Annotated in this window: 21 protein-coding genes and 2 tRNA genes; 12 read left to right on the top strand and 11 right to left on the bottom strand. The window is 67.4% G+C overall.

Annotated features, from left to right (window positions below):
• The first annotated feature begins 9 nt into the window (after positions 1–9).
• Both ACYVN4_RS03285 and ACYVN4_RS03280 read left to right on the top strand, forming a co-directional pair.
• Positions 10–2,613: an MFS transporter gene (locus ACYVN4_RS03285; RefSeq protein ID WP_460717702.1), complete on the top strand. Its 2,604-nt coding sequence runs from the start codon at positions 10–12 to the stop codon at positions 2,611–2,613.
• Positions 2,610–3,431 (top strand): YceI family protein, encoded by an 822-nt coding sequence (locus ACYVN4_RS03280; RefSeq protein ID WP_460717701.1) that lies wholly within the window; start codon positions 2,610–2,612, stop codon positions 3,429–3,431. The genes ACYVN4_RS03285 and ACYVN4_RS03280 overlap by 4 nt, the downstream gene beginning before the upstream one ends.
• A 56-nt stretch (positions 3,432–3,487) precedes the next feature.
• On the opposite strand, the gene ACYVN4_RS03275 is transcribed toward ACYVN4_RS03280, so the two are convergent.
• From ACYVN4_RS03275 to ACYVN4_RS03265, 3 genes are all read right to left on the bottom strand, one after another.
• On the bottom strand, positions 3,488–3,874 hold the full coding sequence (locus ACYVN4_RS03275; RefSeq protein WP_460717700.1) for a DUF6086 family protein: 387 nt from the start codon (positions 3,872–3,874) through the stop codon (positions 3,488–3,490).
• Positions 3,875–4,102: 228 nt separating this feature from the next.
• A tRNA-Met gene (locus ACYVN4_RS03270) sits at positions 4,103–4,176 on the bottom strand.
• A 78-nt stretch (positions 4,177–4,254) separates the two neighbouring features.
• Entirely contained in the window at positions 4,255–5,016 is a 762-nt protein-coding gene (locus tag ACYVN4_RS03265) for a PP2C family protein-serine/threonine phosphatase (RefSeq protein ID WP_460717699.1), read from the bottom strand.
• Positions 5,017–5,241: 225 nt separating this feature from the next.
• Here ACYVN4_RS03265 and ACYVN4_RS03260 point away from each other — a divergent pair, with 225 nt between their 5' ends.
• The 3 genes from ACYVN4_RS03260 to ACYVN4_RS03250 all read left to right on the top strand — a co-directional run bounded on the left by ACYVN4_RS03260 (position 5,242) and on the right by ACYVN4_RS03250 (position 9,892).
• On the top strand, positions 5,242–6,231 hold the full coding sequence (locus ACYVN4_RS03260; protein WP_460717698.1) for an endonuclease/exonuclease/phosphatase family protein: 990 nt from the start codon (positions 5,242–5,244) through the stop codon (positions 6,229–6,231).
• Positions 6,232–6,332: 101 nt separating this feature from the next.
• The gene (locus ACYVN4_RS03255; RefSeq protein WP_460717697.1) at positions 6,333–8,090 is read left to right on the top strand and encodes a hypothetical protein; all 1,758 of its coding nucleotides are present in this window, start codon (positions 6,333–6,335) and stop codon (positions 8,088–8,090) included.
• Positions 8,087–9,892 (top strand): hypothetical protein, encoded by a 1,806-nt coding sequence (locus ACYVN4_RS03250; protein ID WP_460717696.1) that lies wholly within the window; start codon positions 8,087–8,089, stop codon positions 9,890–9,892. Before ACYVN4_RS03255 ends, ACYVN4_RS03250 begins: the two co-directional genes overlap by 4 nt.
• Here the strand turns inward: ACYVN4_RS03250 and ACYVN4_RS03245 are convergent.
• Positions 9,879–10,388 (bottom strand): SRPBCC family protein, encoded by a 510-nt coding sequence (locus ACYVN4_RS03245; RefSeq protein WP_460717695.1) that lies wholly within the window; start codon positions 10,386–10,388, stop codon positions 9,879–9,881. The genes ACYVN4_RS03250 and ACYVN4_RS03245 overlap by 14 nt on opposite strands.
• 61 nt (positions 10,389–10,449) lie before the next feature.
• Here ACYVN4_RS03245 and ACYVN4_RS03240 point away from each other — a divergent pair, with 61 nt between their 5' ends.
• Entirely contained in the window at positions 10,450–11,031 is a 582-nt protein-coding gene (locus ACYVN4_RS03240; RefSeq protein WP_460717694.1) for a TetR/AcrR family transcriptional regulator, read from the top strand.
• A gap of 50 nt (positions 11,032–11,081) precedes the next feature.
• Here the strand turns inward: ACYVN4_RS03240 and ACYVN4_RS03235 are convergent.
• Positions 11,082–11,155 (bottom strand) — tRNA-Met (locus ACYVN4_RS03235).
• A gap of 535 nt (positions 11,156–11,690) precedes the next feature.
• Here ACYVN4_RS03235 and ACYVN4_RS03230 point away from each other — a divergent pair.
• Positions 11,691–12,236: a transglycosylase family protein gene (locus tag ACYVN4_RS03230; protein WP_460717693.1), complete on the top strand. Its 546-nt coding sequence runs from the start codon at positions 11,691–11,693 to the stop codon at positions 12,234–12,236.
• A 93-nt stretch (positions 12,237–12,329) separates the two neighbouring features.
• On the opposite strand, the gene ACYVN4_RS03225 is transcribed toward ACYVN4_RS03230, so the two are convergent.
• Positions 12,330–13,184: an NAD(P)H-binding protein gene (locus ACYVN4_RS03225; RefSeq protein WP_460717692.1), complete on the bottom strand. Its 855-nt coding sequence runs from the start codon at positions 13,182–13,184 to the stop codon at positions 12,330–12,332.
• A 131-nt stretch (positions 13,185–13,315) separates the two neighbouring features.
• On the opposite strand from ACYVN4_RS03225, the gene ACYVN4_RS03220 reads away from it, so the two are divergent.
• Positions 13,316–14,302 (top strand): Lrp/AsnC family transcriptional regulator, encoded by a 987-nt coding sequence (locus tag ACYVN4_RS03220; protein ID WP_460717691.1) that lies wholly within the window; start codon positions 13,316–13,318, stop codon positions 14,300–14,302.
• A 31-nt stretch (positions 14,303–14,333) separates the two neighbouring features.
• On the opposite strand, the gene ACYVN4_RS03215 is transcribed toward ACYVN4_RS03220, so the two are convergent.
• On the bottom strand, positions 14,334–17,333 hold the full coding sequence (locus ACYVN4_RS03215; RefSeq protein WP_460717690.1) for a UPF0182 family protein: 3,000 nt from the start codon (positions 17,331–17,333) through the stop codon (positions 14,334–14,336).
• Between the two features lie 181 nt (positions 17,334–17,514).
• On the opposite strand from ACYVN4_RS03215, the gene ACYVN4_RS03210 reads away from it, so the two are divergent.
• Positions 17,515–18,123: a PPA1309 family protein gene (locus tag ACYVN4_RS03210; protein WP_460717689.1), complete on the top strand. Its 609-nt coding sequence runs from the start codon at positions 17,515–17,517 to the stop codon at positions 18,121–18,123.
• A gap of 9 nt (positions 18,124–18,132) precedes the next feature.
• Here the strand turns inward: ACYVN4_RS03210 and ACYVN4_RS03205 are convergent, their stop codons facing one another.
• The gene (locus ACYVN4_RS03205; RefSeq protein ID WP_460717688.1) at positions 18,133–19,158 is read right to left on the bottom strand and encodes a YlbL family protein; all 1,026 of its coding nucleotides are present in this window, start codon (positions 19,156–19,158) and stop codon (positions 18,133–18,135) included.
• Between the two features lie 85 nt (positions 19,159–19,243).
• Between ACYVN4_RS03205 and ACYVN4_RS03200 the strand changes: the two genes are divergently transcribed.
• The 3 genes from ACYVN4_RS03200 to ACYVN4_RS03190 all read left to right on the top strand — a co-directional run bounded on the left by ACYVN4_RS03200 (position 19,244) and on the right by ACYVN4_RS03190 (position 23,012).
• Positions 19,244–20,641 (top strand): zinc-dependent metalloprotease, encoded by a 1,398-nt coding sequence (locus ACYVN4_RS03200; protein WP_460717687.1) that lies wholly within the window; start codon positions 19,244–19,246, stop codon positions 20,639–20,641.
• 83 nt (positions 20,642–20,724) lie between these two features.
• Positions 20,725–21,570, top strand: a complete 846-nt coding sequence (locus ACYVN4_RS03195; protein WP_460717686.1) for a TOMM precursor leader peptide-binding protein — start codon at positions 20,725–20,727, stop codon at positions 21,568–21,570.
• An 86-nt stretch (positions 21,571–21,656) separates the two neighbouring features.
• The gene (locus ACYVN4_RS03190) at positions 21,657–23,012 is read left to right on the top strand and encodes an ABC1 kinase family protein (RefSeq protein ID WP_460717685.1); all 1,356 of its coding nucleotides are present in this window, start codon (positions 21,657–21,659) and stop codon (positions 23,010–23,012) included.
• 154 nt (positions 23,013–23,166) lie between these two features.
• Here ACYVN4_RS03190 and ACYVN4_RS03185 read toward each other — a convergent pair whose 3' ends face one another.
• The 3 genes from ACYVN4_RS03185 to ACYVN4_RS03175 all read right to left on the bottom strand — a co-directional run bounded on the left by ACYVN4_RS03185 (position 23,167) and on the right by ACYVN4_RS03175 (position 26,294).
• Positions 23,167–23,439 carry a WhiB family transcriptional regulator gene (locus ACYVN4_RS03185; protein WP_460718353.1) on the bottom strand — a complete coding sequence of 91 codons (273 nt, stop codon included), beginning with the start codon at positions 23,437–23,439 and terminating at the stop codon, positions 23,167–23,169.
• A gap of 182 nt (positions 23,440–23,621) precedes the next feature.
• Positions 23,622–23,984, bottom strand: coding sequence for a hypothetical protein (locus tag ACYVN4_RS03180; protein ID WP_379360819.1), 363 nt, complete (start codon positions 23,982–23,984; stop codon positions 23,622–23,624).
• A gap of 153 nt (positions 23,985–24,137) precedes the next feature.
• Positions 24,138–26,294 carry an ATP-dependent DNA helicase UvrD2 gene (locus ACYVN4_RS03175; RefSeq protein ID WP_460718352.1) on the bottom strand — a complete coding sequence of 719 codons (2,157 nt, stop codon included), beginning with the start codon at positions 26,292–26,294 and terminating at the stop codon, positions 24,138–24,140.
• Positions 26,295–26,352 lie beyond the last annotated feature (58 nt).

Raw genomic sequence — 26,352 nt, 5'->3', positions numbered from 1 at the left:
CTTCCAGACATGACTTCTGCGACCATCGAGGCGCCACCGGGCTCGGCAGGCGAAGCGCCGGCGAGGCTGTCCCACCGACAGATCCTCACCATCCTGTCCGGCCTGCTGCTCGGCATGTTCCTCGCCGCGCTCGACCAGAACATCGTCAGCGTCGCGATCGTGCGCATCGCCAACAGCCTGCACGGTTTCGATCAGCAGGCGTGGGCCACCACCGCCTACCTGATCACCGCCACCATCAGTACCCCGCTCTACGGCAAGCTCGCCGACATCTACGGGCGGAAATACTTCTACCTCACCGCGATCGCGCTGTTCGTCATCGGCTCGGCGGCATGCACCTTCGCCACCTCGATGTACGAGCTGGCCGGGTTCCGCGCCTTCCAGGGGCTCGGCGCGGGCGGTCTGATGTCGCTGGCCATGACCATCATCGGGGATATCGTGCCGCCCCGGGAACGCTCGCGATACCAGGGCTATTTCATGATGGTCTTCGGCATCGCCACCGTACTGGGACCCGTACTGGGCGGCTGGCTTTCGGGCTTCGACCACCTCGGCGGCATCGAGGGCTGGCGCTGGGTGTTCCTGGTGAACGTGCCCATCGGCATCGTCGCGCTGGCCGTCGTGGCCCGCGTGCTCAATCTGCCGCATCAGCGGCAGCAGGTCCGCGTCGACTGGGGCGGCGCTGTCGCGCTGGCCATTTGCGTGGTGCCGCTGCTCATCGTCGCCGAGCAGGGGCGCGGCTGGGGCTGGGGCTCGGGACGTGCGATCCTCTGCTACGTCATCGGCCTGGTCGGGCTGGCGCTGTTCATCGGCATCGAATACCTGATGAAGGACGCCGCGCTGATTCCCTTGCGGCTGTTCAAGAATTCCACCTTCACGGTGTGCATCGTGGGCGGATTCATCGTCGGCATCGCCATGTTCGGGGCCATCTCGATGGTGCCGCTGTACATGCAGGTGGTACGCGGCTTCTCGCCCACCAAGGCGGGTCTGCTGATGCTGCCGCTGGTGGCGGGCATCATGACCGGATCGCTGATCTCGGGGCAGGTGACCAAGCGGACCGGGCGATACAAGATCCTCCCCGTGCTCGGCACCTTCATCATCGCCTGCGGCGCCGCGCTGTACGCGACCGTGCACTACAACACCGCGCTGTGGCAGCCACTGGTCTACGCGGGCATCATCGGCCTGGGCCTGGGCGGCTGCATGCAGACGCTGATCATTGCCGTCCAGAATGCCGGTCCCCGTTCGGATATGGGCGTCTCGACCGCGGCCGCGACCTTCTTTCGACAGGTCGGCGGCACCCTGGGTGTCGCGGTCTTCCTGACCATCCTGTTCAACCTGTTGCCGCACAAGATCACCGACGCGTTCGGCGGGCACCTGCCGCCCGGCTTCACCACCGGCAAACTCGACACCCTGCAGTCCAATACCGCGGGGATCGCGGCACTTCCGGCGGAGGTCCGCGACCCCATCCTGATCGGGTTCACCGGCTCCATGCAGGCCGTGTTCTGGGCGGCGGCGGGCGTGGCGCTGCTGGCGTTCGTGGTGCTGCTGTTCATGAAGGAGATTCCGCTGCAGGACATGGCGGCCCCGCAGGCCGCGCCCGAGCAGGCCCCGGTGCAGCAGGCCCCCGCCGACGACGCCACCTGGGGTGCGGAACAGGTGTGGGAAGGTGCGGCCGAGGCGATCTCGCAGCCCGTCCCGGTCCTGGCCGGAGCAGTCGCGGCGCAGGCCAACGGTCACGTCGAACGGAACGGAGTTGCCAATGTCCTCGGTGCACAACCAGCTTCCCTCTCGGCAGCGACAATGACCGCGGCATCGGGCGGAGCGCTCGGCGAGCTCTCGATCGGCGGCCGGATCCTGCGCGAGGACGGACAGCCGGTGCCCGGCGCGGCACTGACACTCATCGATCAACGCGGACACCAGGTTTCGCGCGCACTGGGCGACGACGGCGGCGACTACCGCATCGGACTGCCCGCGGCCGGGAAGTACGTGCTGATCGCGTCGGCGAGCGGGCACATGCCCGCGGCGGTGAACGTGACGGTCGACGGCCACGCGCAGCAGCTCGACCTCACACTGGAGGGATCGGGCGAATTATCCGGCACCGTGCGCGCTTTCGGTCGCGGTGAACCTCTCGCGGGCGTCACCATCACACTGACCGACCTGCGCGGCGAGGTGGTGGGCGCGGCCGTCACCGGAACCGACGGCGGCTATGTCTGCCACGGCGTCGGTGCGGGCACCTACACCCTCGTCGCGGCGGCCGAGCGGCTGCGGCCCTTCGCCACCACCCTGGTGGTGCCGGACACCGGATCGCTGCGCTACGACCTGGAACTGACCGCCACTGCCGTGCTCACCGGCACCGTCGTCGCCGACGGGCAGGCCGTCCCGAACGCCCTGGTCACCGTGCTCGACGCGGCCGGAACCCCGATCGGCACCACCCGCACCGACGAGCACGGCCGCTACGAACTGACCGACCTCGTCGAGGGCGGGTACACGGTGGTGGCCCGCGGCTATCCGCCGGTGGCCAGCGCGGTCACCGTCAACGGCGGAAAGGTCGACCACAGCGTCGAACTCGGGTACGACCTCGAAGGAGTCGAGGTCCCGCAGTCCACGGACCGGCCATGAGCGGGCTCACCGCGGACATTCGTAGTGCCGAAGGCTGGCCGATCCCGGGAGCCGTCCTGACGGTCACCGATCTGCAAGGCCATCAGCTCGCCCGCGCCACCGCGGGCGAGCAGGGGACCGCGATCACCGAGCCGCTGCCCGCGGGCATGCACACGGCGGTGGTGACCGCACCCGGCCACCAGCCCGTGGCCCGCGCGGTGCGCGTCCCCGCCGCGGGCTCGACCACGCTCGGCACCGTCCGACTCGACCGCGAGGCGGAGGCGGTCTCGACGCCACCACCCGGCCCGTGGACCATCGACCCGATGCACTCCACCGTGCAGGCCACCGCCCGGCACCTGGGCATCGCCAGCATCAAGGCCCGCTTCGCGGAGGTCGGCGGCCGCCTCGACATCGACGAAATCTTCGAGCACTCAACGGGATTCGCCGAAATCAAGGCGGCCACCGTCGACACCGGCATCGGCATGCGCGACGACCACCTACGCTCCGCCGACTTCCTCGACGTCGACCACCACCCCCTGATCACCTTCACCGGCACCGGCTTCCACCGCACCACCCCCGAAACCTGGCTCATGCCCGGCGAACTCTCCCTACACGGCCGCACCCGCCCCATCGACCTCACCGTCACCTACGGCGGCCACGGCCCCGACCCCTGGGGCGGCACCCGAGCCGCCTTCCACGCCGAAACCCTCCTCCACCGCGAAGATTTCGCCATCGACTACAACGCGATGGTCCGAGCCGGAATAGCCGCGGTAGGCACCACGGTAAAAATCGAACTCGACATAGAACTGGTCCAGGGCACCCAACTACCCACCATGTAACCGAACCCCAAACCGGCTGAGGTCGAGGACTGTCCAGTCCTCGACCTCGGCCGCGATTACTGCGGCATTCCCTGCCGGACCTCTTCGATCATCTCGGCAAGACGCTCTTCCCGCATATTTCTCGGTTCGAACGCGGTACCCATCTTGTCGAGCAAGGCCAGAGCACACGTAAGCCAGCCTTCTATCAAAATTCGATGGCTCAAACTGCCGGTACGAGCAAGAGCATCCCGAACTCGGTCGACGAACTGCAGAAATTCCGGCGGGTCGATCGCGCAAGTACCGTCCGGACGAGACCTCAACCCAGTTGCATGCCGATGGTCATCATGGTCGATATACCCCCGAAACATGTCCCCAAGTGCATCTGCTGTCCCGATGAAGACGATCCCGGTTCGCAACGCCGGATCCCATACGGTCTCACCATCCACCTCGAACGGCAGACTCATAACGCAAACTCCAAATCCACGGTCGGTACTGCCGTCGCTGGTCCCCGTATTTTCATGGGAAGGGCTGGCCCTGTGGTCTCAGCCTGTTCTTCCTGATCATCACCGAGACCACCATCTCGGGCTACGTCGAGGTAGCGTCACCAACGCATGCCGCCACCGGTGGGGCCAGCGCAGACTATGAAAAAGCCCCGGGGCGAAGATCTTTCGATCTTCGCCCCGGGGCGTTTGTAGCGGGGACAGGATTTGAACCTGCGACCTCTGGGTTATGAGCCCAGCGAGCTACCGAGCTGCTCCACCCCGCGTCGGTGAACACAACATTACACACACGGCGGGTGAGGCGCCTAATCGTGTGGTCAGAGCGGGTTTTGGTGGTCTTGGTGTCAGGACAGGCGGTGGGCGTCTACGACGAGGGCGGTGGTGTTGTCGGTGCCGCCGGTGGCCAGGGCGGCCTGCACCAGGGCTTCCGCCGTCGTCTTGGGCGAGGCGCCTTCGGAGAGCATCGATTTGATGGTCGGCATGTTGAGGCGCTTGCCGACGCCATCCGTGCACAGCAGCAGGCGGCCGGTGCTGGAGCCGGTGGTGGCGCGGCCGATGTCCTCGGGGCGGGCGGTGCGGGCGGAAGACGTGACCAGGTGCGCCAATCCGGGGAGCGGGTCGTGGCCGCGGGCCCGGAAGTATTCGGCGACAGTGTGATCGGTGGTGACGCGGTGCAGGACGCGGCCGTTGAAGCGGTAGGCGCGGCAGTCGCCGACCCAGGCGATATCGCAGGGGGCGTCGAGGTTGCCGCCGGAGGGGAGGACCGCGACCACCAGCACGCTGTCTGCGCTCTTCTCGGGCAGCTCACGCAGCAACTCCTGTTGCGCCGCAAGGATTCCCGCGTGCGCGCCCTCCCGGACGGCCACCTGGGCCGCGACCCGCGCCACCAGCCGCGCCGCGCGCGCGGCCGCCAGATGATCACCGATGCCGTCGGCGACGACGAAGGCGCTGCGGCCCACCTCGTGATCGGTGAAGGTGGCCACGGCGTCGGCATTGATCCGGCGCTTACCCGGCAGGCTCACGGCCGATCCCGCCACCTGCCCCAACCGAACTTCGGTGTCCACGTCCGGCTCGACTGCGCCGATATCGATGGCTTCGGTATGCAATGGCCGACCTCCTGGGTCTCGCCCTCACGGGGTGCTGCCAACCAGCACTACCGAGTCAACGGCCCGAACCCGAGCAGCACTCCCGAATTGCCTGTGCGATTGCTATGAAGTCGGCACCGGTTGTGTCACGACGAGCTTCTCGCAACCCTCCATCGATGCCCGAAATGCGCAGATTGTCCGACCTGTAGGGTCGGTGGCAGTCGAGGGGTGGGAGGGAATCACACGATGGTGCATGGACTCACGCAGGACCTACCGGTCATCGAACCGGTACGGCGTGGTCGCCGTTGGTGGCGGGTGCTGGGCGCGCTGACGGGGTGGCTGTGGCTGGTGGCCGGGGCGATCGGGGTTGGGCTGCACTACAACACGTTGGTGTGGGAGCCCGCCGTGCTGGCGGCGTCGTTCGCGTCGTATTTGATGGTGGGCGCGTTGGGCGCGATCGTGGTGCTGGGACTGGCGCGGCAGTGGGTGAGTGCGGGGCTGGCGGTCGTGGTGTCGGCGGCGGCGTTGTGGTCGCAGCTGCCCATGCTGTGGCCGGACGGAAAGGCTCCGGCAGGCACGGATCTCGTTGTGATGCAGTCGAATTTGGAGCTGGGGCGCGGGAATGCGGAAGCTTTGGTGGCGGCCGCGCGGGAGAACTCGGCGGAAGTGCTGACCATCGAGGAACTCACGCCGGGACTGCTCGAGCGGCTCGACACAGCCGGACTCGCGGACCTGCTGCCGCACCGCTACACCGCACCCTCCGGCGGCGGCCAGGGCACCGGCATCTTCAGCCGGTACCCGCTCACGGACGGCGTCAAGTTCGAGGGATTCTGGCTGAACAACCTGCGCGCCACCATGATTCACCCGACCCTGGGATCGATCACGGTGTTCGCGTTCCACCCGATCCCGCCGCTGTCGAACGCCGGCGTGTGGTCGCACGAACTGACCCGCATCCGCGAACTGCTGGGCGAGGAGACAGGCAAGGTGGTCGTCGGTGGCGACTTCAACTCCACCTACGACCATGCCGCCTTCCGCGCCCTCACCACCGGCCGCTACGCCGACTCCGCCGAACTGCTCGGCGTCGGCGCGCTGCCCACCTGGCCGACCGACCGCTCGTGGGGGCCGATCATCGGCATCGACCGTGTGCTGCTCGCCGAGGGCAGCGCCACCGCCATCCACTCCCACTACATTCCCGACACCGATCACCGCGCGGTCGTCGCCCGTCTCCGCTTCTGAGCCGCTGCCAGGCCGTTCTTGCAGATGCCCAAACCGGGCACACCGATTTCTGTCAAAACTTGGGTAGACCGCTCGGTCTCCCAAAATGAAGACTTCGTCGCATGAACAACGTGGTTCGATCGGCGCTCCGGCGGTGTGGGTCCGGCGCCTGGGTGGCCTCGCTGATGCTCGCCACCTTCACCATCCACATCGGCACCGCGACAGCCGATTCCGAGCCGATCAGCGCGGCCGGGGACAGACAGGAACAGCCGCTGTCGACCCGCGACGGCGTCGCGATCTCGTATGTCAGCTTCGCGCTGCCGCTGCCCGCGTCCGCTCCCGCGCATCCGGCGGCCTGCGATCGCGTCGGTTACGTGCGCTACCGCTCGGTCGACGGCCCGGCCACGGCCGCGGACGCCGACCACATCATCGTGCAGCAGCAGGGCATGTTCGGCGGCACCGCGAACTCCGACAGCGTCGCCTTCAACACCGTGCACTCGGCGCGGGCGATGGGACAGCATCTCGAGTTCTGGGCGCTGGCCCGGCGCAGCTCGTGCCTGGACGAGAACATCGGCTTCGATTACGCGGCCCGCACCGGCAACTACCTCGACGCGGTCGACTACTACTTCAATGGCGCACCGATCGACGGCGCGCGTTTCCCCGGTTTCAAGAACTCGGCGGACCTGCCGGTGCTGGATCAGATGGGCCTCGAACGGATCGTCCGCGACCAGTACGAGGTGATGGCCGCCGAGGTGCCCGAACTCGCACAGCGGCAACGCAAGTACGTGTGCACCGGAATCTCGTTGGGCGGCTTGGTGACCGGCTTCTTCGCCGACTGGGACTTCGACGGCCACTCCGGCGCGGATCAGTGCGCGGCGTTCGCCTCGCAGGACTCGATGATCAACTCGGATCCGGTGGCGATCCAGAACACCCCGCTGCTGCACGATCTCACCGATGCCATTGTCGGACCGACGGATTCGGTGGTGCAGGCCGGATTCCGCGCAGACGTCATGCCTCGCGTCATGGGCAACATGCCCGTGCTGGGTACCAAAGCGCTGATGATCATGCGGCTGGCGGGCCTGGCCGCCCACCTCGATCCCGACGGCGAGAGCCAACTGCTGGCCCACCTCCCCCATGACCCGGACATCGACGCGACGCTGAACTTTCTGTTCGCACCCTCCTATGCCGACTTCGCCACCAAAGGCGCGGCGGGCGGCGGCATCCGCGACTTCCGCTTCACCAACACCGCGCTGCTGGGTGTGCTCATCGACAACAACTCCACGAACTTCGCACTCTTCCAACAGGGTGTGGGTGCGTTGAGCGGTGGCCCCGTGCAGGAGAAGACCTTTCCCACCCCCGGCGAAGTCGCGCAGCTCCCCCTGCTCGGCAACTACCTGCGCATGAGCGCGGGCCCGCAACAGCGGGTCGCGCCGACCGACCCGACCGTCCTCTATACCTGGCGCAACTACAACGACGTCACCGGCGTGCCGTTCACCTCGCCCGGCCACGAGGTGGCCGACATCCGTGACACCGCACGGCAATTGGCGACCGGACAGCCCGGCGCGTACTGGGAGACCTACTTCCCGCTGCGCGTCGTCATCGACCTCGGAGCCGGATACGGCGGCGCCCGCAGCGGCGAGATGGCCGGGCTGAAATACCACGGCGCGAATCGCAGCAAGCCGAACTATGTCGCCTGGGCCGCCGACAGCGTCGTGCAGTTCGGCGTCGGCACCCTCTTCCCGGTCCCCGCCACGGCGCAGGTCGTCACCCTGCCCGGCTACAACCACATCGACACCATCGGTGCCGCGGCCGTGCAGAACGACGGCAACCCCGACTACAGCGGCGAGACCCTCGCCCGTTTCACGAGGAGCCTCGGATGATCCGCCTGACACCCCTGATCCTGTGCGCCGCACTGGGTTTCGCCGCCGCCCCGATCGCGGCACACGCCGACACCGCGCCGCTGCCGGTCCCCGACCGGGAGATCGTCACCCCGATCACCGGCGACCCGGGCCTCGGCGACGATGTCGAGGCAACCTATGTGCGACTGCACTATCCGAGCCCGTACTCGACGACGGCGCATCCGGAAGCCTGCGACTGGATCGGCTACGTCCGCTACCGCAGCAAGACCGGACCCGCCGACACCACCGCCGCCGACGCGGTCCTGACCGTGCAGCCCGGAACCTTCTCCGGCCCCGGCAATCTCGACATCCAGGCCCCGCAGGTGGTGCGCAAGGCCGCTGCGATGGGCAAACACGTCGAATACATTTCACTGCAACGACGTTCGAGCTGTATGGAAGACCGCACCGGCTGGGAGGCGGCACAACAGGCCGGGGACTATCACGTCGCCGCCGACTACTACTTCCGCGGCGCGTCGATCAACGGGCAGACCTACCACTATCAAACGCCCCAGGATCTGGCCTTCCTCGGCGACTACGGACTCGCGCTGACCCTCGACGACTGGCGCTCGGTCATCGAACACGTGCTGCCCGATCCCGCTCAGCGCACCAAGAGTTTCTGCGGCGGGCACTCCTTGGGCGCCTTCCTGACCGGGCCGATGATGGCGTGGAACTTCGCCGGTGATCCCGCCGCGGCCGACTACGCCGGATTCAATCTCTGCGGCGGCGGCATCATCCCCGAAGACGGGCTGGCCATGACCGACCCCGCCGGGTTCTCCGGCACCGGGCTCCTCGACCAGTTGATGTCGACCGTCGGCGGCGCGGTCAAGAACGCCGTCGACTATCTCGCCCACAACGGGCTCAGCGTCGCCCAGCTGCCGGTCATCTCCGCCTCGGAGATCCTGCACACCTACAACCTCGCCGCCATGGCCGCCGACCAGAACCCGGACGCGGAAAGCGATCTGAAGAACCTGGTGCCGCGCGACCTGCGCACCGAACCGTGGATGCGCGCCATGTACGACAAGGATTATCTGGACTTCTTCACCGGAGCCAATCTGCCGACCGACTACCGGATCACCAACAACGCGCTGCTGGGCATGTACTTCGACCAGAACTCCGCCGAATACGTGATGCAGGCCGGACTCGGGTTCTACGACTGCCCGGTCGAGGGCAAGACCTACCCGATCCCCAACGGCCTGGCCTCGGTGCCGATCCTGGGCCCGACCCTGTTCGTGATCCCGCTGCGAGTCGGCTACGGCCAGAACTACACCCCCGCCTCCCACGATCAGCTCTGCGGCTGGCGCAACTACGACCAGGTCCCCCCGTCGAGCATCGACGGTCCCGTCCTCGGCCACGGCCCCGCCACCGACCAGGACCACGAGCCCACCGACATCCGCCAGTTCGCGCACAGCATGAATCCCGGTTGGCAGCCGGTGAACTACTTCGAGGAGTACACCCCGATCCGACTGGTCACCGACACCGCCTTCGCCCTGGGCCTGGGTCGCGACGGCGACCTCGCCAAGCTGCAGTACCGCTCCGGCGGCATCCTGAACTTCCTGCTGCACGGCGACCGCTGGCAGAGCACCCCGGCGGGCAAACGCAACCTCACCCTGTTCGCGGGCGACTCACCGGTCCAGAACGCCGCCCTGGCGGGCCTCGCGCCCTACAACGCGAAGTACCTGCCGGGATACCGCCACTACGACGTCGTGACCGCCGCGGAGAAGCAGAACAACGGACTGCCAGAACCCGCCAGCAGCTATATCGCCGCTTTCCTCACACAGGGCTGACCGCCGAGACCTGGTCTCGGTGCACCCGTCCCCGGAGTAGGCGCACGTATGCGCTGTGGTGGCTGCGGGGCGGGGTGCCGGGAACCAGGGCGGTCTCGGCGAGATCGAGTGAATCCTCCAGCAGCGCATCATGCATCGGACGCCACAGCAGCGGCCAGGCCAGCCGGTCGCTGCCGTGGGTCCGCATGAGCAGCTCGTGGGTCAGGCGGGTGTGGGTCGCGTCCAGCTCCTCGACGCGGAATCCGTGCGTGCCGTCGAAGCCGCGCGGGCTCTGGAAACGGAAGGTCACCTCCCGTCCCGGAACGTACTTCACGCAGGTGTAGCGGATCGGCCCGTGCCCGCCCACCGCGCCGACGGCCAGCGGGCGATCGAAACGCATGGCGGGCCATTGGTCGACCGGCCACAGCCGGTCGTCGTCGCTCGCGAGGGTGTCGAGCAGTCGCCCGACCGCCCCGGCATCGGCCGCGATCACTCGGCTGTGAACATTGCGCACCATGAGCTGCACCTTTCATTTAGCGATTACTCTCTAATTGCAATTAGAGGCTAGTCTCTAGAAGGTGTCAAGAAAGCCAGCTCACACTTCCGACTCACTGCTGGATGCCGCCGCGAATCTGGCCGCGACCGGAGGCGCCGCCGCGGTCACCATGAGCGCGGTCGCAGCGGCCGCGAGCGCACCGAGCGGCTCGGTCTACTACCGCTTCCCCGACAGGTCCGCGCTGCTGGCCGCCCTATGGCTGCGGACCCTCGATCGATTCCAGAGCGGATTCCTCGCGGCATTGCGGATCGACCCGCCGCAGCAGGCCGCGATCCAGGCCGCACACCATGTCACCGAGTGGTCACTGCAACACCCGACGGACGCGGCGGTCCTGCTCGCGGGCGCGGAGTCGTTCGGATCCGCGCAATGGCACGCCGAGGCCCGCGCAGCAGCTAAGCAGCGCCAGGACCACGTGAACGAGGCGATGCGCGCGCTGGCCGACCGCCTGGGCTACCGGGACCGAGCCGACCACGAACGCCTGGCCTTGTTGATCATCGAGTTGCCGTACGCGGCCGTGCGCCGATCCGCCCGCAACCCCGACGCCGACCTGACCGAGTCCGCCGCGGCCGTCGACCGGATCGTCCGGGAGGCGATGGGCGTGTAGAGAATATGAAAAAGGCCCGGAACCTGGTGGTTCCGGGCCTTTTTCACTAGTAGCGGGGACAGGATTTGAACCTGCGACCTCTGGGTTATGAGCCCAGCGAGCTACCGAGCTGCTCCACCCCGCGTCGGTGAACACAACATTACACACGGGCTAGGAGTTGTACCAAATCCGCTGGTCAATAGGTATTTATGCGCTTGTTTCGGCGGCCGGGCGGTGGGGATCGCGGGGCGAGACCACCGACTCGAGAGGGCGGTAAGCGGAGTGATCAGGTTGAAAATCTTCCGTTTGAAAGGCTCGCGCGCACGTATGGCCGCAGAAATGGGCGAAAAACGTGACTGGCATCACAAATAGAGAGTGATACCAGTCACATCACGGGTAGATAACAGACCGATCGGGATTGGCATTTGCAGCATAGCCAACCTGCATCAACGCCGTTTTCGCCATCATTCGCTTCATGCAATTCTGAAGTTATCAAGACGTGATCTGCCGAGATTTCCTCGTTATGGTCAGTTCCGGCCCGGATCAAACCTGAGATGGGCACCGAACCGAACCGCTGCACTCCGGAAACCCTGTCCCGCGGTCGGAAACCCAGACCTCCTGGGGACAGGGACACGGCGGAGCAAACGCGCCGGGTCGGCAGCGCAGGGAGGGACAACACCATGAAACAGAACCGGAAGATCAACACTCGCGCACTCGGCCTCGCCGCAGTCACCGGCGCACTTGTTGCCGTCCCGTTCGGCTTCACCGCAACCGCCTCCGCCGCTCCGGCACACGACTGGGACGGTGTCGCCCAGTGTGAGAGCGGCGGCAACTGGGGCATCAACACCGGCAACGGCTACTACGGCGGCCTGCAGTTCTCGCAGGGCACCTGGAACGCCAACGGTGGCGCGGGCTCTGCCAGCAACGCCAGCAAGGCCGAGCAGATCCGCGTTGCCGAGAACGTGCTCGCCACCCAGGGTGTCGGCGCGTGGCCGGTGTGCGGCCAGTACCTGCGGACCGGCCAGTCCACCCCTGAGCCCGAGGCCGCCCCGGAGCCCGCCGCTCCCGAGCCCGTGGTCGTCCCCGTCGTCCCGAACGACCGCCAGGCCCTCATCGAGCAGGCCAAGAGCGTCGCCGGCGGCCTCGCCGAGCAGGTCGGCATGCAGGCCCAGTACAACGATCTCCTGCAGGCCAACGCCGGCATCATCGAATCCTGGGGCAAATAACACAGGACTCCTTCCATACCGGAAGAAATGAAAAGGTGCTGCCGTCAATGGAGACGGCAGCACCTTTTCGCAATTCACGGGCAATAATCTTTATTACGCGGCAGTAAATGCTGCCCGATGATCGAATGCCCATTCTTGAAAGGTTCGCGGTGACCGGCCCGTGACCTCTTCCACCGTCGGATGCACCACCGAGGTGAAGGATTCCAGCGCGGTGGCGCGCAACGCCATGATGGCCGCCGCCATCTCCGGCTCGACGCCGAAGCGCAACAGATCCGCCCGCGCCTGCCCGGGCGAGATCTCCTCGAATCGCAATGCGCGGCCCAGGATTTCGGCCAGCGCGTCGGTCTGCTCGCCCGGCGACAGCGCCTGCGGACCGGTCACGGTGTAGATCTGCCCGGCATGTCCGGGCTCGGTGAGCGCCGCGACGGCGACCGCCGCGATATCCCACGGATCCACCACCGCGATCCGACCCTGCCCGAAAGGTGCACGGACGCTACCGAATTCGCGCACCGAGTGGGACCAGTGCAGCGCGTTGGACATGAAACCCATGGGGCGCACCATGGTCCAGGCCGGACCGCTCGCCCGGACCGCGTCCTCCCCGGCGCGGTGCCAGGCCGGGATCGGGTCGGTCGCGGCGACGTCCCCGGCACGGCCGGAAGAGAGCTTCACCAAGCGCTCGACACCCGCGGCCGCTGCGGCCTGCGCGAGATTCGCGTCGTGCACGGGGATTTCGGGGCCCGCGGTCGACAGAAATACGCCGCGCACACCCGAGACCGCGGCAGGCAGGCTACCGGGGTCGCTCAGATCGGCGCGCACCACCTCGGCGGCCGCGGGCAGGTCCGCGGACTCGGGGCGGCGGGTGACCGCCCGCACCGGATGGCCCGCGGCCAGCAGTTGATCGACCACCGCGCGGCCGACGGTTCCGGTGGCTCCGGTCACGAGGAACATGGGGTACTCCGTTCATTATCGGCGGGTACTTCCCGCTCCTTCATCCTGCGAGAGACGGAGAATCCAGACCATAAAGCGCTGCAGTATCGGTGATATCTGCCAGATCTCCATCATCTGCGATGATTTCTTCCATGCTCGATCTTGTGGATCGCGGTCTCGTCCATGCCCTGCACCTCGACGGCCGGGCGCCGTTCAATCGCATCGGCGAGGTGCTCGGCGTCTCCACCCAGACCGTCGCCCGCCGCTATCACCGCCTGCGCGGCGACTACGGCCTGCGCGTGGTCGGGCTACCCGACCCGGGCCGGACCGCGACCACCCAGTGGCTGGTCCGGCTCACCTGCACCCCGGCCACGACCCGCAAGCTGGCCGATGCCCTGGCCCGCCGCGACGACACCAGCTGGGTGATGCTCACCTCCGGCGGCACCGAGGTGTTCCTCATCGTCGACGGTCCCGGCCCCGACGCACCGGCGCTGCTGCTGGACGATCTGCCCAGAACCACTGCCATCACCGGCATTTCGGCGCACTACGTGCTGCACACGTATCTCGGCGGCCCGACCGCCTGGCCCGGACGGCTCACCGTCCTCGACGCGGAGCAGAGCCGAAAACTCCAGCCGCACAATCCTTCCGCGGCCACGACATCCCGGCCGGTCAACGCCGCCGACGCCCCGCTGTTCGCCGCGCTGCGCATCGACGGCCGCGCCACGCTCGCCGATCTCGCAACGGCCACCGGCTGGTCGCAATCGACGGTGGCGCGACGGATCGCGGACCTACGCGCCGCCGGAGCGATGTTCCTCGACGTCGATCTCGACGACCGCGCCCTCGGCGTCACCACCCGCGCCCTGCTGTGGGCGACCGTCGCCCCCGGGCAGCTCGACGCGGTCGCCGAATCCCTCTCGCGCCACGACGAATTGGCCTTCGTTGCCGCCACCACCGGCCACACCAACCTGATCGCCGAGGCGCTGTGCCCCGACCCGGCCGCGCTGCACCGCTACCTGATCGACCGCGTCGGCTCCTTCGACGCCATTCACACCCTGGAGACGACACCCATCCTCGCCACCGTGAAGTCGACCGCGCAGCTGGCCGCACCCATGCGAAAGGCGCTGCCATCCAAGGGATGACAGCGCCTTCGCGGCGGGCGACCTCAGTGGATCAGTTGCCCGGCTTCTCGTAGTTGTTCACCGCGGTCTGCAGCTGTTCCAACGCCTTGCCCAATTGGCCGAGGTCGCCGGACTTCTGGGCGTCCTGCACGGCCTTCAGGGCGTCGTCGAGCTGTTTGACCGCCGCGTCCTTACCCGCCGAACCGGTCGCCGGGGGCGGCGTCGGTGCGGGCGGCGCCGGGGTGGCATTGCCCTGGGTCGGCGGCGTCACCACCGTGCCCGGCACATCGATCGCGGCATTGGCGAGATCGGTGGCCCCGACCTGGGCCAGCGCCTCCTTCACGGTCGAGCCGTACCCGATCTTGTCGTTGTAGCTGACCAGCACCTTCACCAGCTGCGCGAAAGACGGTGCGTTGGTGGAGGTTGCACGCTCCAGGTACCACGGCTCGACATAGAGGATGCCGCCGTTGCCGACCGGCAGCGCCAACAGGTTGCCGTATTTCAGCTTGTTGCCGTTGGTGCCGGTCAACAGGGTTCGGAACGAGGCCACGTTGCCATTACTGGTCATCTGGTTGTGGATCGTGCCCGGGCCCTGCGCCGCCGAGTCCGGCAACTTCAGCACCGTGAGCTTGCCGTAGTTGTCCGGGTCCGAATGCGCCTGGATGTAGGCCGACAGGTAGTTGCGCTTGTACCCCACCATCACGCTGGTCAGGTTGAACTGCGCCTTGCCCGTCTTCGGATCGCCGATCAGCACGTAGTACGGCGGCTGATGCGCGCTGGCGGCCGCGCCCTCCTGGGTCGGGTCGTTGGGGACCGACCAGAAGGCGTTGCCCGCGAAGAACTCTCGCGGATCGTCCACGTGGTACTTGGCCAGCATCTCCCGCTGCACCTTGAACATGTCCTCCGGGTAACGGAAGTGCGCGCGCAGTTCGGGGGTGATGGCGTCCTCGGACTTCACCGTGCCGGGGAAGACCGAGCTCCAGGCCCGCAGCACCGGATCGGTCTTGTCGACCTGGTACAGGGTGACGGTGCCGTCGTAGGCGTCGACGGTCGCCTTCACCGAGTTCCGCATGTACGAGACCTCTTTACGAGGTAGTAGACGCCCCGTGGTCTGGTCGATGCTGTCTTCGACCGCGCCGTCGAGCGGCGTCTTCTCCGCGTACGGGTAGTTGTCGAGGGTGGTGTAGGCGTCGACGATCCACAGGATGCGACCGTTCACCACCGCCGGATAGGCATCGCCGTCGGCGGTCAGCCACGGCGCGACCTGGGTGACCCGGTCGCGCGGATTGCGATTGAAGATGATCTTCGAATCCGACCCGATGGCACCCGAGAACAGGATGTTGCGCTCGGCGTACTTCGCCGCGAAGGCGAGCCGGTTGAACCAGTTACCGATCCGGACGCCGCCCTCACCGTTGTAGGTGAACTGCGAATCGTTGGTGTCGTATTCGCGCGGCGGCTGGTTGTTCGCACCGACGATGGCGTAGTCGGCATCGGTCTTGGAGATCAGCGGGCCGTAGTAGATGCGCGGCTGGTTGACCTTGATGGCCTCCTGGTCCACGGGCGTGCCCAGGTCGCTGACCGTCTTCAGATCGGTCCCGTTCGGACCCGGCACCGAGAACACCGGATAGCCGTAGCCACCGCTGGCGTCGCCGCCCGCGGACTGCTGCGCCTGATTCGGATCGTTCGGCGGCGCGGCGTTCACCTTGTTGGCCGGCGAGGCGACGAAGCCGTTGCCGTGCGTGTACACGGTGTGCCGGTTGATCCAATCCTTCTGGTTGTCGGCCAGATTCGCGGGCTGCAGTTCCCGTGCCGCGACCACGTAGTCGCTGGTCTGACCGGCGACGTTGTAGCGGTCGATGGACAGGGTGTCCGGGAAGCCGTAGATGTTCTGCAGCTGATTGCGCTGGGTGAAGGTGGCGGTCAACAGGTTCGGATCCAACAGCCGGGTATTGCCGATGGTCTGCTGATCGGCCACGGACTGCGCCGCGGACACCTGGCCGCCGGTCTTGTAGTCGACGTATTCCACCTTGTCGGGCGTGATCCCGTACGCGGCGCGCGTGGCGTCGATATTGCGCTGGATGTAGGCGCTCTCCTTGGTAGCCGCGTTCGGCTTCACCGAGAACTGCTCCACCAGCAGCGGCCACACCGCGCCCACCAGCACCGAGGACAGCACCAGCAGCGCCGCCGCCATGGCCGGAATCCGCAAGTCGCGCAGCACGACTCCGGCGAAGAAGGCGATGGCGCAGATGACCGCGATGGACAGCAGGATCAGCTTCGCCGGTAGCACCGCGTTGATATCGGTGTAGGAACCACCGGTGAAGGTGGGGTCCTTACGGGTGCTCGACAGCAGCGCGTACCGGTCGAACCAGTAGGCGATGGCCTTGAGCAGCACGAAGATTCCGGCGATGATGGCCAGCTGCACGCGCGCCGAGCTGCTCAGCGCGCCCTCGCGCCCGGACAGCCGCAGCCCGCCGAACACGTAGTGCGCCACCAGGTTCGCGAAGAACGCGATCACCACGGAGACGAACAGCCAGTTCAGCAACATGCGGTAGAACGGCAGATCGAAGGCGTAGAAGCCGATGTCGAGATGGAACTGCGGATCCTGCTGCCCGAACGAGCCACCGTGCAGGAACAGCTGCACCGTCACCCAGCTCGACTGCGCGACCAGACCCGACAGCACGCCGATCAACACCGGGATGCCGATGCCGAAGAGCTTGAGCCGGCTCATCACGGTGGTGCGGTACCGCGCGATCGGATCGCCGGGCCCGCTGCTCGGTACGAACACCGGTCGCGAACGATAGGCCAGCAGCAAGGCCGACCAGATGATCAGGGCGACGACGATCGCGACCACCAGGAACAGCAGGATCCTGGTGAGCAACACGGTGTTGTAGACGTGACGGAAACCCACCTCCCCGAACCACAACCAGTTCGTATAGGCGTCGGTGAGCCGAGGCCCGACCAGTAACAGGGCCGCCAACACCAAGGCCGTGACGAGCAGTATGCGACTGCGTCGGGACAGCGAAGGTAAGCCGGTCGGGGGGCGCATGCCCACGATGCCACTCTCCCAGGGTCCGGCGGCATTCCACGCCGGGGTTTTCCGGCCCGGAGCGCCGCAGTCCGATGATGCGAGTTGGTCCCAGGGGACCGTTCGCGCCCCACTCTACGTAAAACGCCCGCCGCGCGGCCCAACACCTGCCGCGTGGAGCGACTGGGAGCGATGCGAGGATTGCGGGGTGAATCCAGAGCAGTGGGCGGCGTCGGCCCTGTACCGGTCCATCCGGGAAGTCGCGGAGTATGTCGACGGCGAGGGCTGGGACCGCCCGCCACAGATGTTCGCGCTGGTCCCGACCGCCGACCTGGTCGCGGCCGAGCCCGGACTGCTCGATCAGCTCGACGCCCACAACGCGCTGACTCCCATTGCGCAGGAACCCTTCCCGGTGGACATCGCCGGTGAGGCCGATTCCATGGCATTGGATGAATTCCTGGGCACCACCAGCTGGCCCGCCTCGGTCGAGGGTTGTGTGCTGGCCCAGCAAGTCGTGGTGCTGCCGCCCGACGCCGAGCAGACCCTCGACGACGCCATCGCGCCGCTGCTGGCCGACCGCGAAGCCGCCGACGAGGCCGCGCGGCGCGCCGCCCTCGCCCACTCCGAGCGTCGCGACGCGCGACTGTTCGTGGGCGTGCTGCGCGACGGCACCTCGCTGTCGCTGCTGCAGGTCCGCCCGGCCGAGGACGAGGAGGACCCGTTCGGCGACCTCGAGTTGCGCACGGCCCCCGACCTGGCGACGGGCCTCGTCGAGGCGTTGCGCAACACCCTCGAGAACGACCCCGACGACTTCTGATCGCCGGGGCTAGCTGCAGCCCTGAACTTCCTTGCCGGCGTTGATGTCCTCGAGCGACTGCACCGCGCCGGCCAGGTTGTCGACCTTGACCAGGCGCAGGCCGTCCGGCGTGCGCTGAGCGGCCTCGTTGCAGTTGGCGGCCGGGACCATGAAGGTCACCGCGCCCGCGTCCCGGGCGGCGATCATCTTGTACTGGATGCCGCCGATCGGGCCGACCTTGCCGTCCGGGTCGATGGTGCCGGTGCCCGCGACGAACTTGCCGCCCGACAGGTCACCGGTGGTGAGCTTGTCGATCACGGCCAGGGTGAACATGAGTCCGGCCGAGGGGCCGCCGATCTCGCCGAGGTTGAAGTCGACCTTGACCGGGCCCTTGCTGAACTCGCTGGGGGTGACGCCGAGGTAGCCCTTGCCGGAATCGTCCGGACGCGCGCCGACGGGGATCTCGACGTTCTGCTCCTGATTGTCGCGGCGCACGACCAGATGGACGGGTGTGCCGGGCTTGGTCGAGGAGATCGCGGTGACAACATCTTTGGTGGTGGCGACCGCCTTGCCGTCGATGCTGACGATCTCGTCGTCCTTCTTCAACAGTTCCTTGGCCGGACCGTCCTCGGACACATTCACCAGCCGGACCTCGGTCGGCAGCTTCAGATAGTTCAGCGCCGCCAATTCGGCGGAGTCCTCGGAATCCTTGAACTGCTGCTGATTGGATTTGTCTACCTCGTCACGCGACTGTCCCGGCGGGTACACCTCCGCGCGCGGCACCAGTCCGTGCTGACCGTCGATCCACAGGCCCAGCGCCTCGAAGATATTCAGCCGATCGCGAACGGACACCGTCGTCATATTGAGATTGCCGGTGGTCGGTTTCAACGGCGCACCCTGCACGTCGACGACCTGTTTGCCCTCGACTTCGCCCAGCGTGTTGAAGGTCGGCCCCGGTCCGAGCGCCACGAACGGAACGGTCACCACACTGCCCACGACGCCCAGCGCCAGAATCGGGATCAGAGCGGCGAGCAGGGTGATTATCCGACGGTTCACGCGGCCAAGGGTACTGGTCATCGAGGCCATTGCCGCGCTCCGCTCGGCGGTTCGCGTGGTCCGGGGCTCCAGTACCGTAGTGGGTATGAGTGATTTTCCGTTCGGATTCTCGAATCGCGATGACGATCCGGAGCGCAAGCCCGGGGATCAGTCCAGCGGTTCCGGTGCGAACAACCCGTTCGGATTCCCCATCGGGGGTCAGGGCGGCGGCGGATTCGATCCCTCGCAACTCGGTCAGATGCTGAGCCAGCTGGGTGCCATGTTCTCCAACATGGGCCAGCCGGGCGCGCAGAGCGGACCCGTCAACTACGACATCGCCAAACGGCTGGCACGCCAGCAGCTCGGCGCGAGCGTCACGCCCGTCACCGCCGGCGCGCAGAGCGCGGTCACCGATGCCGCGCACCTCGCGGAACTGTGGCTCGACGCCGCCACCACCTTCCCCGCGGGCGCGACCAAGACCGTCGCCTGGACCGCCAACGACTGGATCGAAGAGACGCTGCCCACCTGGAAGCGGCTGTGTGATCCGGTGGCCGAACAGGTTTCGGGCATGTGGACCGCCACGCTCCCGGCCGAGGCCAAGGAGTTCGCGGCCCCGATGTTCGGCATGCTCGGGCAGATGGGCGGCCTCGCCTTCGGTTCGCAGCTGGGCCAGGCGCTGGGCCAGCTCGCCAAGGAGGTGCTGACCTCCACCGATATCGGTCTGCCGCTGGGCCCCGACGGCACCGCCGCGCTGATGCCCGCGGCCATCTCGGAATTCAGTGCCGGGCTCGAGCAGCCCGAGAGCGAGATCCTGGTCTACCTGGCCGCCCGCGAGGCCGCCCATCAGCGCCTGTTCGCGCACGTGCCGTGGCTGCGGCAGCAGGTGCTGGGCGCGGTCGAGGATTACGCGCGCGGCATCAAGATGGACTTCTCGGCCATCGAGCAGGCGGCGGCGAACCTGGACCCGATGACCCTGGCCCAGGATCCGTCGAAGCTGGAAGAGCTGCTCTCCCAAGGCACATTCGAACCGCAGACCACGCCCGAGCAGAAGGCGGCACTGGAGCGGCTCGAGACCCTGCTGGCCCTGATCGAGGGCTGGGTCGAGACCGTGGTCACCGACGCGGTCGGCGATCGGCTGCCGGGTGCGGGCGCACTGGCCGAGACGCTGCGGCGGCGTCGCGCCACCGGCGGTCCGGCCGAGCAGACCTTCGCGACGCTGGTCGGACTGGAACTGCGGCCGCGCAAGGTGCGCGAGGCCGCGGCGCTGTGGCGGCGGCTGACCGGCGACGCCGGGTTGGAGAAGCGCGACGGCGTCTGGGCGCACCCGGACCTGCTGCCCGACTCCTCGGATCTGGACTCGCCGGCCGGGTTCATCGATTCGGTATTGGGCGGTGGCACGGCGGTATTCGACGATCCGCTGGCGCAGCTGGCCGAGACAGAGGCGCGGGAGCGGGCCGAGAAGGAAGCCAAGGGCGAGAATTCCGGCGAGGAAGACTCGAAATAAGAGTTGTGGATAACCCGCGAAAGCGCTGATGAACAAGCGTTTTCGCGGGCTTTCGCCTTTCCGGGGGCGCGCAGTCTGAACGCATGACGACGTTGACTGCCCATCGCGGGCCGATGCTGCATCCTCGAATCACCGTGCTGGTGCGGCCGAATGGCGCGATCCAGCTGGGGTGGACTCCGGAGTCGGCGGTGATCGTGCAGCCGCCCGGCCCGGTCGAGGCCGTGCCCGCGCTGCTGCGGCTGTTGGACGGAGCCCGCACCGAGGCCGAGATCCTGTGGCAGGCGCGGGAATTGGGGTTCTCCGCCGAGACCGTGCGGGAATTGCTGCAGCGGATGACGGCTGCCGACCTGCTGGTCTCCGATGAGCCGCGCTCCCGGTTGCGGACGGTGCGGATACACGGGCGCGGCCCGCTTGCGGACGCGCTGCTCGAGGGTCTGCGGCGGATCGGCCTGCGGGGCGGACATTCTCACGATCGGCAGGCCGCGGACACCCTCGAGACCGACCGACCGGATCTGCTGGTGCTCTCCGACTCCCTGGTCCCCGATCCGGGGCTGGTGGCCGAACTCATGCGCCACCGCATACCGCACCTGCAGGTCCGGGTGCGCGACGGCCGCGGCATCGTCGGCCCGCTGGTGCTGCCGGGCGAAACCGGTTGTCTGCGTTGTGCGGATCTGTACCGGACCGACCACGAACCGGCCTGGCCGCACCTGGCGGCCCAGCTGCTGGGCCGCGCCGGGTACGCCTCCCCGGCCGGGGTGGCGATGACGGCGGCCTTGGCGCTCAAGGAGATCGAGACCGTATCCGTCGGCGCGGCCGCGCGGCCACCGGCCACCTTGAACGCCACGCTCGAACTGGACCTGGACGCACCACATCTGGATCGACGGCCCTGGCCGCCGCATCCCAGCTGCGGTTGTGGCGAAAAGGCATGACTGTGACCAAAACCACTATCGTTCGCGACCCGAACAAACATCGAATTCTCCTGGCGCACCGTCTGGGACATCGGCATGATGGGAACGTGTCAGAGGAGATTGTGAGCAAGCGCTCTTCCCGTAATGCCAAGCTGGCGAAGATTCCGCTCGGCATCGCAGGGCGGGCGGCTGTCGGTTTCGGCCGCAAGCTCGCCGGGGGCGACAAGCAGGAGATCAACGCCGAGCTGAACCAGAAGGCCGCCGAACAGTTGTTCGCGGTGCTCGGTGAGCTCAAGGGCGGGGCCATGAAATTCGGCCAGGCGCTGTCGGTGATGGAGGCCGCCGTACCGGAGGAGTTCGGCGAGCACTATCGCGATGCGCTGACCAAGCTGCAGGCGGCCGCGCCGCCCATGCCGACGGCCACCGTGCATCGCCAGCTCGATCAGCAGCTGGGCACCGGGTGGCGGCAGCGCTTCCAGGAGTTCGACGATTCGCCCGCCGCGTCCGCCAGCATCGGTCAGGTACACAAGGCCGTTTGGTCCGACGGCCGGGTGGTCGCGGTGAAGGTGCAGTACCCGGGTGCGGACGAGGCGCTACGCGCCGATCTCAAGACGCTCAATCGCATGGCGGGCATGATGGGCGCGCTCATTCCGGGCGCGGACGTCAAGCCGATCCTGGCCGAGATCAGCGAGCGCACCGAGGAAGAGCTCGACTATCGCATCGAGGCGGGCAATCAGCGCCAGTTCGCCAAGGCATTCGACGGGCATCCGCGCTTCCTGGTTCCGAAGGTGATCGCCAGCGCCCCGAAGGTGATCGTCACCGAGTGGCTGGACAACGCCACCCCGGTTTCCAAGATCATCCAGCGCGGCATGGAGGACCCCGCGGGCACCGTGGAGCTGCGCAACCGCACCGCCACCCTGATGGGCGAATTCCATTTCAGCTCACCGGCGATCGCGGGCCTGCTGCACGCCGATCCGCATCCCGGCAACTTCATGGTGCTCGAGGACGGTCGCCTCGCGGTCATCGACTACGGCGCCTGTGCTCCCCTGCCCAATGGCTTCCCCAAGATCCTGGGCGAGTTGGTGGCCTACGAGGTCGAGGGCCGCTTCGAGGAACTCACCGCCCTGCTGCACGACAACGGCTGGGTCATCCCCGGAAAAACGGTGAGCCGCGAGGAGATCCAGTCCTACCTCCGCCCCTTCACCGACCCCATCAAGACCGAGACCTTCCACTTCACCCGCAAGTGGATGCAGCGCGTGGCGGGCAAGGCCACCGACATCTCCAACTCGGAGATGATGAAAACCGCCCGCTCCCTGCAACTCCCCGCCGAACACGTCATGATCTTCCGAGTCCTCGGCGGCTCGGTCGGCATCTGCGCCCAACTCGACGCCACCGTCCCCTTCATGAAACTCATGCACGACTGGGTCCCCGGCTACGCCGAAACCCTCACCGCCGCAAGCTGACACCCCGACAGCTGGCAAACAGAGTCTCGTGAAAGGGGTTTCAGGGGAAGCCCCTGAGAGTTTCGAGAGTTGAAAGTCGTTCTGACGCACAACGACCCGCTTACCGGCTGGTAAGCGGGTCGTATGCGTTCTGTTCCCCCGGAAGCCGGGGCGATCATGCCACCGCGACCTTGCGCGGGCGGCCACGCGGGCGCTTGCGGGCGATCACGACACCCTGGTCGAAGATCTCACCGCCCCAGACACCCCACGGCTCAGCGCGATCCAGCGCCGCCGTCAGGCAGGTCTGGCGGATCGGGCAGGAAGCGCACAGCGCCTTCGCCTCTTCCAGCTGGGCGGGGGCCTCGGCGAACCACAGATCCGGGTTACCGGCTCGGCAAGGCAGGGTGATGGTGACGACCCGGCGGGTGCGGGCGGTCGTATTGGCCACGGTGTTGCGGCATGTCACTCGTTCACGGATGACCGTGGTGGTAGACACGTCGGGCTCCTTCAGCTCGTGCTTCGGTCGTTCGGGTTGCGCGAAACCGGTGCCGAAGTGGCTGGAGGCCGATAAAACAATGGCCACGGTTTCGCTTTTCGCGATCCGTGGCCAGGAGGTCTGGGAAGAGTTCCCTACCTGAGTCGACTTCGGTGTCGACTCCTGATCACGGTCGCTGGGTCGGTGGTGTGGGGGCGGACTGCCGGCAGATGGACCGGACGCTCGGTTCCGGCCAGAACTGCCGTGGCTTCGACGGCCGCATAAACGGCTGCCGACTGCCAGTCACCCTTGGGCTTGTCCTGCTTGATCACGATCTGCTGATCCGCTTGGGCTTTGCTTGCAAAGACCTGAAGACCAAGATCGGCGCTCACGCCGGACATACGAATCCCCTGCAATGCGAGGATCCCCCGGGAGGCGGAGGCCATGGACATGACAGGTGACGTCGCGAAACTGCCGGCAATATTGCCGGTCACGATGCTGTTCACGGTGTTGTTCATTGGTCTGCCTCCCTCCTTCACTCGTTTGCGATCAGTGCTTGTGCACACGGGTTCTTCCCCGGTGCGTGAGAACCACATTAGGTAGTCATACGGATGCACACAACCTATTTTTGACCTGCGGTTTTCGGGTCTTGCTCACATTTTCTGTGTGCGCTAGGAAGAGTCCCGGAGCCGCGCCCGGACGATCGCGAGGACATCCGCGCCGTATGTCTGCAGCTTCTTGGCCCCGATGCCCGGGATCGCCACCAGTGCCCGATCGTCGGTGGGCCGCTGTTCGGCGATGGCGGTCAGGGTCGTATCGCTGAACACCACAAAATGTGGCAGCTTCTGTTCGTCCGCCTTCTCGCGCCGCCAATCCTGCAGTGCGGACAGCAGTTCGGTGTCGACGTCCGCGGGGCAGCGCGCACAGCGGCCGAGCATGGTGGCCTGGGTGTTGAGCAGCGGGCGGCCGCAGATCCGGCAGGTGGGGTGCACCCGTTTGGGGCCGGACTTGCGGTCGGTGGTGTGCGCGGCGATGCGCGAAGCCGGGGAATCGTCGGGGACCAGGCCGATGAGGAAGCGGGACCGGCGACGCACCTTGCGCCCGCCCGCGGAACGGGCCAGCGCCCAGGACAATTGGAGGTGCTCGCGGGCGCGGGTGACGCCGACGTAGAGCAGGCGGCGTTCCTCCTCCAGCGCGGACTCGTCGGAAACCGTTGCGTCGGGCCCGAGTACGTGCTGGATCGGCAGGGTGCCGTCGGCCAGGCCGACCAGGAACACGGCATCCCACTCCAGGCCCTTGGCGGCGTGCAGCGAGGCGAGCGTGATGCCCTGCACGGTCGGTGGGTGACGGGCCTCGGCGCGGGCGGCCAGTTCCCGCAGCAGACCGGTGAGGTCCAGCTCCGGCTCCTGTTCGGCGAGTTCCTCGGTGAGCTGGACCAGTGCCACCAGCGAGGCCCATTTTTCTCGGGCCTGCACGCCGACGGGCTCTTCCTTGGTCAGCCCGACTCCCGCGAGGGCCGCGCGGACCAGGGTGACCAGCTTGTCGCCACGGGCGTCGGGGAGATCGTCGCGATTGGCGGCGGTGCGCAGCGCCGAGACCGCCTGCCGCACCTCCGGCCGGTTGAAGAAGCCCTCGCCGCCGCGCACCTGATACGGAATCCCGGCCTCGGTGAGCGCCTGCTCGTAGACCTCGGACTGCGCGTTGATCCGGTAGAGGATGGCGATCTCCGCTGCGGGAACACCGTTTCCGAGCAGTTTGGCGACCGCCTTGGCGACGGCGGCGGCCTCGGTGGGCTCGTCGTCGAATTCGGCGAAGGTGGGTTCGGGACCGTCGGGCCGCTGGCCGACCAGCGCCAGCCGGGTGCCCGCGATGCGACCGCGGGCCGCGCCGATCACCCGGTTGGCCAGCGACACCACCTGCGGGGTGGAGCGGTAGTCGCGTTCGAGGCGGATGACGGTGGCGTCGGGGAAGCGGCGGGAGAAGTCGAGCAGATGCGTCGGACTGGCCCCGGTGAAGGAGTAGATGGTTTGGTTGGCGTCGCCGACCACGGTCAGATCGTCGCGATCGCCCAGCCAGGCGTCGAGCACCCGCTGCTGCAGCGGGGTGACGTCCTGATACTCGTCGACCACGAAACTGCGGTAGCGGCCGCGGAACTCTTCGGCCACCGACGTGTAGTCCTCGAGCGCGGCGGCGGTGTGCAGCAGCAGGTCGTCGAAGTCGAGCAGCAGACCGTCGGGGGTGGTCTTGAGCGCCTCGTAATAGGTGTAGACCGCCGACACCTTCTTGGCGTCGTAGGGTGCGTCGCGGTGGCGGCGGCCGATCTCACCGGCGTAGTCCTCGGGCGCGATGAGCGAGCCCTTGGCCCACTCGATCTCACTGATCAGGTCGCGCAGGCTGTCGGTATCGGTGGGCAGGCCCGCGCGCCCGGCGGCCTGCGCCACGATCGGGAACTTGCCGTCGATGAGCCGCCACGGCACGTCGCCCACGACCTGGGGCCAGAAGTATTTCAGCTGCCGTAGCGCGGCGGCGTGGAAGGTGCGGGCCTGGACCTGCCCGGCCTCACCGCTCAAGCCCAAGGCGCGCAACCGATTCCGCAGCTCGCCCGCGGCACGCGCGGTGAAGGTCACCGACAGCACCTGGTCGGCGCGCACGTGCCCGGCGGCGACCAGGTGCGCGATGCGATGGGTGATGGTGCGGGTCTTGCCGGTCCCCGCGCCCGCCAGTACGCAGACCGGTCCCCGGGGTGCGCGGACGGCCGCGGCCTGCTCGGCGTCGAGGTCGTCGAGCCGGAGCGGGGGCTGGGTGGGCGCGGCAGTCACGCGGTCCATCATGACAGCGCCCTCCGACAGGCGGGCCGGGCCTCGGCGTGGCGGCATGGCAACCGGG

This window comes from Nocardia heshunensis (assembly GCF_054782115.1).
Note: the sequence above shows the minus strand (reverse complement) of the source record. Positions and strands in the feature narration are given on the sequence as shown.

What these genes read in the sequence shown, in the direction of transcription:
- ACYVN4_RS03220 (WP_460717691.1), top strand. Translation starts at nt 13,316, where the DNA reads ATGCTCGATCTTGTGGATCGCGGTCTCGTCCATGCCCTGCACCTCGAC.
- ACYVN4_RS03285 (WP_460717702.1), top strand. Translation starts at nt 10, where the DNA reads ATGACTTCTGCGACCATCGAGGCGCCACCGGGCTCGGCAGGCGAAGCG.
- ACYVN4_RS03275 (WP_460717700.1), bottom strand. Translation starts at nt 3,874, where the DNA reads ATGAGTCTGCCGTTCGAGGTGGATGGTGAGACCGTATGGGATCCGGCG.
- ACYVN4_RS03200 (WP_460717687.1), top strand. Translation starts at nt 19,244, where the DNA reads ATGAGTGATTTTCCGTTCGGATTCTCGAATCGCGATGACGATCCGGAG.
- ACYVN4_RS03230 (WP_460717693.1), top strand. Translation starts at nt 11,691, where the DNA reads ATGAAACAGAACCGGAAGATCAACACTCGCGCACTCGGCCTCGCCGCA.
- ACYVN4_RS03260 (WP_460717698.1), top strand. Translation starts at nt 5,242, where the DNA reads ATGGTGCATGGACTCACGCAGGACCTACCGGTCATCGAACCGGTACGG.
- ACYVN4_RS03280 (WP_460717701.1), top strand. Translation starts at nt 2,610, where the DNA reads ATGAGCGGGCTCACCGCGGACATTCGTAGTGCCGAAGGCTGGCCGATC.
- ACYVN4_RS03245 (WP_460717695.1), bottom strand. Translation starts at nt 10,388, where the DNA reads ATGGTGCGCAATGTTCACAGCCGAGTGATCGCGGCCGATGCCGGGGCG.
- ACYVN4_RS03255 (WP_460717697.1), top strand. Translation starts at nt 6,333, where the DNA reads ATGAACAACGTGGTTCGATCGGCGCTCCGGCGGTGTGGGTCCGGCGCC.
- ACYVN4_RS03175 (WP_460718352.1), bottom strand. Translation starts at nt 26,294, where the DNA reads ATGGACCGCGTGACTGCCGCGCCCACCCAGCCCCCGCTCCGGCTCGAC.
- ACYVN4_RS03225 (WP_460717692.1), bottom strand. Translation starts at nt 13,184, where the DNA reads ATGTTCCTCGTGACCGGAGCCACCGGAACCGTCGGCCGCGCGGTGGTC.
- ACYVN4_RS03195 (WP_460717686.1), top strand. Translation starts at nt 20,725, where the DNA reads ATGACGACGTTGACTGCCCATCGCGGGCCGATGCTGCATCCTCGAATC.
- ACYVN4_RS03250 (WP_460717696.1), top strand. Translation starts at nt 8,087, where the DNA reads ATGATCCGCCTGACACCCCTGATCCTGTGCGCCGCACTGGGTTTCGCC.
- ACYVN4_RS03180 (WP_379360819.1), bottom strand. Translation starts at nt 23,984, where the DNA reads ATGAACAACACCGTGAACAGCATCGTGACCGGCAATATTGCCGGCAGT.